The organism is Streptomyces sp. MS191 (genome assembly GCF_008042125.1).
Lineage (GTDB): Bacteria > Actinomycetota > Actinomycetes > Streptomycetales > Streptomycetaceae > Streptomyces.
The window spans coordinates 35,407-43,205 of the sequence record NZ_RDBI01000074.1; the positions used below are offsets into that span (position 1 = coordinate 35,407).

The 7,799-nt window shown below is 73.4% G+C and carries 6 protein-coding genes; 4 read left to right on the top strand and 2 right to left on the bottom strand.

Annotation, left to right across the window (positions count from 1 at the left end; translation table 11 throughout):
* Positions 1–67 precede the first annotated feature (67 nt).
* Together EAO71_RS33370 and EAO71_RS33375 are read left to right on the top strand one after the other, a co-directional pair.
* Positions 68–463, top strand: a complete 396-nt coding sequence (locus EAO71_RS33370) for an STAS domain-containing protein (protein ID WP_147981570.1) — start codon at positions 68–70, stop codon at positions 461–463.
* A gap of 31 nt (positions 464–494) precedes the next feature.
* Positions 495–968, top strand: a complete 474-nt coding sequence (locus EAO71_RS33375; RefSeq protein ID WP_147981571.1) for an ATP-binding protein — start codon at positions 495–497, stop codon at positions 966–968.
* Here EAO71_RS33375 and EAO71_RS33380 read toward each other — a convergent pair.
* Positions 913–1,818 carry a SigB/SigF/SigG family RNA polymerase sigma factor gene (locus EAO71_RS33380; RefSeq protein ID WP_147981572.1) on the bottom strand — a complete coding sequence of 302 codons (906 nt, stop codon included), beginning with the start codon at positions 1,816–1,818 and terminating at the stop codon, positions 913–915. The genes EAO71_RS33375 and EAO71_RS33380 overlap by 56 nt on opposite strands.
* 136 nt (positions 1,819–1,954) lie before the next feature.
* On the opposite strand from EAO71_RS33380, the gene EAO71_RS33385 reads away from it, so the two are divergent.
* Together EAO71_RS33385 and EAO71_RS33390 are read left to right on the top strand one after the other, a co-directional pair.
* Complete coding sequence (locus tag EAO71_RS33385; protein WP_147981573.1) at positions 1,955–2,395, top strand: ATP-binding protein; 441 nt, start codon at positions 1,955–1,957, stop codon at positions 2,393–2,395.
* Between the two features lie 180 nt (positions 2,396–2,575).
* Positions 2,576–5,542 (top strand): hybrid sensor histidine kinase/response regulator, encoded by a 2,967-nt coding sequence (locus EAO71_RS33390; RefSeq protein WP_147981574.1) that lies wholly within the window; start codon positions 2,576–2,578, stop codon positions 5,540–5,542.
* A 187-nt stretch (positions 5,543–5,729) separates the two neighbouring features.
* Here the strand turns inward: EAO71_RS33390 and EAO71_RS33395 are convergent.
* The coding region (locus EAO71_RS33395) for a GAF domain-containing SpoIIE family protein phosphatase (protein ID WP_147981575.1) at positions 5,730–7,799 on the bottom strand (2,070 nt) is incomplete at its 5' end.

The following is a 7,799-nucleotide window of genomic DNA, read 5'->3' on the forward strand; positions in this document are numbered from 1 at the left end:
AACCATCCAAAAAGGGGCAAGAGACACATAGGACAGCTACGGCTACCCACGAGGAGGAGGGCAGCACATGGAGGCCCATGGCCGGACCGGAGACCGGAACGCCGCGCGCACGGAGAGGTTCCTCGTGGAGACGCGCCAGGCGGGGACGCCCGGCGTGGTCGTCCTGGCGCTGACCGGCGAGCTCGACCACGACACGGCGCAGCCCCTGCAGAGCGCGCTGGAGGCGCAGGATGGCACGACGAGGATCGTGATCGACTGCTCGGACCTGCGGTTCTGCGACTCCACGGGACTGAACGTCCTGCTCAGGACGCGGCTACGGCTGATGGAGACCGGAGGGCGGCTGGATCTCGCCGGGCTGCACGCGCCGGTGGACCGGATGTTCGAGATCACCGGGGCGCGGAGGGTCTTCCGGGTGTACGACGGTCTCACGGATGCGCTGGCGGACAGCGGGCAGGGTGAATAACCACGCGGGACCCGCGGCTGCGGAGGGAGACATGGGCGACCAGGACGGCAAGATGGCACAGGTGCGACGGCTCGTACTGTCCGGCACCAAGGGCGTGGTCGGCCGGTGCCGGGACTTCACCACGGAGGCTCTCGCGGACTGGGGCTGGATCCCCGCCGAGAGCGAGGAGGCCGAGCAGCGGGTGGACGACGTCCTGCTGCTGGTCTCGGAGGTGGTGACGAACGCGTGCCTGCACGCCGGCGGACCGGAGGAGCTGGTGCTCCGGCACGCGGACGGGTACCTGCGCTTCGAGGTCTCGGACGCGAACCCCGAGCACCCGCACGCCTACCCGGCGCGTTCACCGTCCCTGCCCGGCGGGCACGGGCTGATGGTGCTGGACCGGCTGGCGGGCGACTGGGGCTCCGAGGTCCGGGGCGGGGGCGCGGCCGGCAAGGTGGTGTGGGTGGAGGTCAGACGTCCGTCCCGCCCGCCGTGGCACCGGGGTCGCCGAGAAGACCGTCCTTGAGGTCGTCGAGTATCCGGGCCAGCAGACGCGAGATGTGCATCTGGGAGAGGCCGAGGCGCTCGCCGATCTGCGCCTGCGTGAGTTCCTGGCCGAACCGCAGCGACAGGATCTCCCGGTCCCGCGCGTCGAGCCCGGCGATGAGCGGCTTCAGCGACTCCAGGCACTCGACCAGCTCGTAGGAGGACTCCTCGGCGGCCAGGTGCCGGGTGCCCGTACCGGGGTCGGCGCGGTCCTCACCGGCCGGCGCGTCGAGCGAGCGGGCGACGTAGCCGTTCGAGGCCAGTTCGCCCTCGGCGACGCTCTCCACGTCGACGTGGAGGTGGTCGGCGAGTTCGGCGCGGCTGGGACGGTGGCCGAGCTGCTGCTCCAGGACGTCGACGGCCTTCGCCACGTCGATGCGCAGTTCCTGGAGGCGGCGGGGCACCCGGACGGCCCAGCTGGTGTCACGGAAGAAGCGCTTCATCTCGCCGACCACGGTCGGCAGGGCGAACGCCGAGAAGTCGATGCCGCGCTCGGGGTCGAAGCGGTCGATCGCCTTGATCAGGCCGATCGTGCCGATCTGGATGATGTCCTCCATCGGCTCGGCGCGGTTCCTGAACCGGCGGGCGGCGAACTTCACCAGGCTGAGGTTGAGCTCGATGAGGGTGTTGCGGACGTACGCGTACCCGGGTGTCCCTTCCTCCAGCTCCGCCAGGCGTGTGAAGAGCGCCGCGGAGAGGGTGCGGGCCTCGCCCGTCGGGACGGCCGTCGGCCTGGCTATCTCCGGCACCCCGCCCAGCGCCTCCCGACGCAGCGCGGCGTCGGTCTGCGTCCGGTCGATGACATTCGGTGTGCCGGTGGTGGATGACATGCGGTTCCCTCCACGAAGGCGAAGGTCCTCCGCCGTGGCCCGGCAGGCGACGGCGGGGCCGTCGGGCAGGCGCCCTGCATAAAGAATGCCCCCTTTGAGTGGTTTGACACGGAATGGCCATGGAAAGCGGCACAGCATGGCCATCGGCAACGACCGGGCGACCTCCCGCACACGGCGGTACGACCTGCGTGGCGGGTCCGGAGTGGTGAGCGAGTGCCGCGACCTGACCCGCCTGGCCCTCTCGGACTGGTTCGGCCCGGCGGGCGACCCCGGGCGGCTGGCCGCCGGCGACGCCCTGCTCCTCGTCTCGGAGATCGTCGCGAACGCGTGCGCCCACGGTGGCGTCCCGTACGAACTGCGGCTCGACCACACGGACGGCCGCCTCTGGGTGCAGGTCAGCGACACGAGCCCGGTACGGCCCCGGCCGCACGGCCCCCATCGGGCGGAGCGCGCCTCCGGTCACGGTCTGTACCTCCTGGAGCGGCTCTCGGCGGCCTGGGGCTCGGTACCGCGGGGCCCGGGCAAGGCGGTCTGGTTCGAGGTGGAGGTACTGGCCCCGGACGAGCCGTCTCGCTGATCCGGCCTGATCGACGGGACACGCCCCAAGGGCTGTCCCGTCGTCCGCGGCGGGTCGGCGGAGCCGGCGTCGTGCGCCCGCCGGGGATCACGGGACAGCCCTTAAGGTGGAGACGTGGTGCGGCAAGCGACCGTGCTCCGCGCCTCGGGCCGTTGACCGATCGTCCTGTGCGAGGTCCTCATGGCAGAGCGCAGACCACCCGCCGGCGCGGACCTGACGCACGCCGAGTTCGGCGAGGACGGCCTCCGTCAACTGCTGGCCGGACTGACGGCGGTGCGGGACGGAGACCTGTCCGTCCGGCTGGCCGGGGCCGCCGGAGGCATCCACAACGAGATCGCCGGGGTCTACAACGACATGGTCGCCCAGCTCACGCTCGTCACCTCCGAGGTCACCCGGGTCGCCGGCGAGGTCGGCGGACAGGGGCTGCTCGGCGGCCGGGTCCGCGAGCCGCGGGCGCGCGGCGTGTGGCAGGAACTGACCTCCGGGTTCAACCAGATGGCCGACAACCTGACGTCCCAGGTGCGGTCGATCGCACAGGTGGCGACGGCCGTCGCCCGCGGGGACCTCACACAGAAGATCCGGGTGGACGCGCGCGGGGAGATCCTGGAGCTGAAGGAGACCATCAACACCATGGTCGACCGGCTGTCCTCCTTCGCCGAGGAGGTCACCCGGGTCGCCCGCGAGGTCGGCACCGAGGGCAAACTCGGCGGCCAGGCCACGGTCCGCGGGGTCTCCGGCACCTGGAAGGACCTGACCGACAACGTCAACTCGATGGCGGACAACCTGACCAACCAGGTCCGCAACATCGCCCAGGTCACCACCGCCGTCGCCCAGGGCGACCTGACCAGCCGGATCGACGTCTCGGCGCGCGGCGAGATCCTGGAGCTGAAGACCACGATCAACACCATGGTCGACCAGCTGTCCTCCTTCGCCGCCGAGGTCACCCGGGTCGCCCGCGAGGTCGGCACCGAGGGCAAACTCGGCGGCCAGGCCGAGGTCGAGGGGGTCTCCGGCACCTGGAAGCGGCTCACCGAGAACGTCAACGAACTCGCCGGCAACCTCACCCGGCAGGTCCGCGCCATCGCCGAGGTCACCAGCGCCGTCGCCGAGGGCGACCTGACCCGCTCCATCGCCGTCGAGGCGCCCGGCGAGGTCGGGGAGCTGCGCGACAACATCAACTCGATGGTCGAGTCGCTGCGGGCCACCACCCGGGCCAACGAGGAGCAGGACTGGCTGCAGACCAATCTCGCCCGGATCACCGGGCTCCTCCAGGGCACCCGGAGCCTGCCGCAGATCGCCGAACTGAGCATGACCGAGGTGCCGCCCCTGGTCTCCGCCCAGTACGGGGCCTTCTTCCTCGCGCGGGACGACGAGCGCGGCACCGAGTTCGTCATGACCGCCTCCTACGGCTCCCCCGACGACCCGGACGAACCGCAGCGCCGGTTCCGCGCGGGTCAGTCCCTGGTGGGGCAGGCCGCCCGCGACCGGCGCGCCCTCGTCGTCGAGCAGGTGCCCGCCGGGTACGCGACGATCGTCTCCGGAGCGGGCTCCGCCGAGCCGAGCACGCTGGTCGTGCTACCGATCGTGGTGGAGGAACAGGTCCTCGGCGTGGTCGAGTTCGCCGCGCTGCGTCCCTTCACCGCGTTGCAGCGCGACTTCCTCGACCGGTTCGTGGACAGCGCGGGAGCCGTCCTGAGCTCCCTGTTCGCGAACCTGCGCACCGACGAACTGCTCGGCCAGTCCCGGCGCCTGGCCGACGAACTCCGCTCCAGTTCCGAGGAGCTGCGGATCCGGCAGCAGGAACTCCAGCGATCCAACGCGGAGTTGAAGGAGAAGGCGACGCTCCTCGCGCAGCGCAACAGGGACATCGAGTCCAAGAACCTGGTCATCGAACAGGCGCGCCAGGAGCTGGAGGTGCGGGCCCAGCAGCTGTCGCGGACCTCGATGTACAAGTCGGAGTTCCTCGCCAACATGAGCCACGAGCTGCGGACCCCGCTCAACAGCCTCCTGATCCTGGCGCGGCTGCTCGCGCAGAACCCCCAGGGGAACCTCACGGACAAGCAGATCGACTACGCCGAGGTCATCCACTCCGCGGGCTCCGACCTGCTCCAGCTGATCAACGACATCCTCGACCTGTCGAAGGTCGAGGCGGGCAAGATGGAGATCCGGCACGAGCCGTTCGCCCTGCGCGAGCTGATCGAGTACCTGGAGGCGACCTTCGGTCCGGTGGCCGACGAACGCGCGCTGGAGTTCGCCGTCACGGTCGCGCCCGACGTGCCCGAGGAGCTCACCACCGACGAGGCGCGGCTGCGGCAGATCCTGCGCAACCTGCTCTCCAACGCGCTGAAGTTCACCGACGAGGGCCGGGTCGAACTCTCGGTCGCCTGGGCGGATCCGCAGGAGGCGCCGGCGGCCGTGCGCGAGGGCCGGCCCGTCCTCGCGTTCCGGGTGACGGACACCGGCGTCGGGATCCCCGTCGAGCGGCTGGAGAACATCTTCGAGGCGTTCCAGCAGGGCGACGGCACCACCGCTCGCCGGTACGGCGGCACGGGCCTGGGTCTCTCCATCAGCCGCGAGGTGGCCGGGCTCCTCGGGGGCACGATCGAGGTGGCGAGCACGCCGGGGCGGGGCAGCCGCTTCACCTTCTACCTCCCCACCGCACACCCGGCGGGCGGCGGCGCGGCGGGCACGGCCTCGGAGGCGGGCCGGGAAGCCGCCCGGGGGGTCGCCGTCGCCACCGGGACCACCGCCGCCGGCACTCCGGCGGGGGGTGCCGGAGAGGCGACCGTCCTCGTCGTCGACGACGACGTCCGCAACGTCTTCGCCCTCACCGAGGTCCTCGAGGGCCAGGGGCTGCACGTCCTCACGGCGGACGGCGGCCGGGCCGGGCTCGACCTGCTCGCCGCGCACGACGAGATCCGGCTCGTCCTGATGGACGTGATGATGGCCGGCATGGACGGCTACACGGCCATCAAGGAACTGCGGAGGCTGCCCGGCCGGGCCACGCTCCCCGTGATCGTGGTGACGGCGAAGGCCATGCCGGGCGACCGGGCGCGCGCTCTGGAGGCGGGCGCCGACGACTACGTGGCCAAGCCGGTGGACGAGGCGGAACTGGCCGCCAAGATCCGCGCCTGGCTGCGGGACTGACGGGCGGACCGGACCGGCTCGCACGGCCGGCTCGCACGGCTCCCGCACGCGCTCGTCCGTGCGGTCGTGGGCGCGTGCGGTCGTCCGTGCGTGCGCCAGCGCCCCGTGGCACCGGCGGACCCGTGGCGGCCCGCCCGTCCGCCCCGTGACGCCGCGGCGGACCCGTGGCGGCCCGCCCCCCGTCGCCTCAGTGGCCCCGGGCCCGCCCGCGGAGCCGTACCGCGACGATGCTCGTGTCGTCGTCCGTGTCGCCGGTGGCTGCGCTGAGCAGGCCCTCCACGAGCCGGTCCGGTGCCCGGCCCGCGAGGCGCTCCGCCTCGGCCGCCAGCCGCTCCAGGCCCGCGCCGAGATCGCCGTGGCGGCGCTCGATCAGGCCGTCGGTGTAGAGCAGCAGCGTGTCGCCGGGGCGGAGCGGGGTGCGCTGTTCGCGGTACGCGATCGCGGGCGCGGCGCCGAGCAGGATGTCGCGCGGCGGGTCGAGCAGACGGGCCCGGCCGTCCCTGATCAGCAGCGGGGGCAGGTGCCCGGCGCTCGACCAGACCAGGCCGCGGTCCTCCGGGTCGTACAGCGCGCACACCGCGGTCGCGGTGATGCCGCCGCCGGTGCGCAGGGTGACCTCGTTGAGCCAGCCCATCAGGCGTCCCGGCGGGTGGCCGGTGAAGGCGAGCGCGCGCTGGGCGTTGCGGAGCGCGACCATCCCGGTGACGGATTCGATCCCGTGGCCCGCGATGTCGCCGACGGTCATCAGGACATGGCCGTCGGGCAGTTCCAGGACGTCGTACCAGTCGCCGCCGACCCGGTACTCCTCCGCGGCCGGCCGGTAGCGGACCGCCACCACCAGGTCTCCGGGGAGCTCCTGGACGCCCGGGACCTCGGGCACGATCGCCTGCTGGAGCTGGAGGGCGAGCTGGTGCCGCATCTCCGCCTGGTTGCGGACCTCGGTGAGGTGGTCGAAGGTCGCCGTCAGCGCGACCTCGGTGCGCCGGCTGTCCGAGACATCCTGGAACACCCCGGCGAAGCCGGTGAGCGTGTCTCCCGTGAGCAGCGGTTCGGCCGCCACGCGCACGTGGCGCACCCTCCCGTCGGGGAGCACGATCCGGAGCACCGTCTGCGCCCCGCTCCGGCGCCGGGTGAGGGTGGTCAGCAGCTCGGTGAGGGCCTCGCCGTCGTCCCGGTGCACCCGCGCCCGCAGCCCGAGCAGGGGCACCGGCGTCTCGTCGCGCGCCATGCCGAACATGTCGAAGGCCTGCTCCGACCAGACCGTCCCGGCGTCGGCCAGGCTGTCCTGGAAGGTGGCCACGCTCTGCAGTCGCGCCACGGCCCGGCGCGTGGCCATGCCCACGTCGCCGACCGTGTGCCAGAGCACCACGGCCCGCTCGGCGCCGGCCGGCAGGACCCGCACGTCGAGCAGCGGCGCCTGTCCGGACCGGGCCGTCGCGGGGAGGCGGGCGGCCCGCTGGACGCGGGCGCTGTCCACCGCCCGGCGTGCCAGGTGGGCGAGGTCGCTGTGGACCAGCGGGAAGACGAGGGAGAGGGAGCGGTCGCCGGCGGGGGACGCGTCCCCGAGCGCCGCGACGCCCTCCTCGTMGACGTGCTCCACGGTCGGCGAGCCGGCGTCCCCGCCCGCGCGCAGCAGCATGGCGGGGCGGGCGAGCGCGTCGAGCACGTCCACGAGCACCGGGGCGGCCGGCTCCTCGGTGTCGTCGGTGTCCAGGACCGTGCCCGCCACCTCCATCAGGCCGGTGACGGCTCGTCGGACGGTGGTGTCGAGCTTGGTGGGGCCGGGCCAGCCGACGAGGGCGAGACCGACGGTCGTGCCGCGCCGGCGCAGCGGCAGCACGGCGCGGGCGGCGTGCGCCGACGGGCCCGGGAGGGGCGTGTCACCCTGCGGTCCGTCGTCCAGCCAGACGGGGACGCCGTCCTTCAGGACGGTACGGAAGGGCCCGGGCGCCGCCGGGGGGATCCACTGCCAGGCCGCGGCCTCGGAGGCGCCAACGCCCGCGTGTCCGGCGAGCCGCAGGCAGCCGGAGTCCGCGCTCCGCCACAGCCACAGGCTCTCCGCGCCGTGGGGGGCGAGTCCGTCCGCCAGCAGGGTCCTGGCGGCCTCGCCGACGCTGTCGGCGGTCTCGGCCGCCGCGGCGGCGCGGCGGGCCGTGCGGGCGGGGCCTCCGTCCGCCAGCAGGGTCCTGGCGGCCTCGCCGACGCTGTCGGCGGTCTCGGCCGCCGCGGCGGCGCGGCGGGCCGTGCGGGCGGGGCC

What these genes read in the sequence shown, in the direction of transcription:
- EAO71_RS33375 (WP_147981571.1), top strand. Translation starts at nt 495, where the DNA reads ATGGGCGACCAGGACGGCAAGATGGCACAGGTGCGACGGCTCGTACTG.
- EAO71_RS33370 (WP_147981570.1), top strand. Translation starts at nt 68, where the DNA reads ATGGAGGCCCATGGCCGGACCGGAGACCGGAACGCCGCGCGCACGGAG.
- EAO71_RS33385 (WP_147981573.1), top strand. Translation starts at nt 1,955, where the DNA reads ATGGCCATCGGCAACGACCGGGCGACCTCCCGCACACGGCGGTACGAC.
- EAO71_RS33380 (WP_147981572.1), bottom strand. Translation starts at nt 1,818, where the DNA reads ATGTCATCCACCACCGGCACACCGAATGTCATCGACCGGACGCAGACC.
- EAO71_RS33390 (WP_147981574.1), top strand. Translation starts at nt 2,576, where the DNA reads ATGGCAGAGCGCAGACCACCCGCCGGCGCGGACCTGACGCACGCCGAG.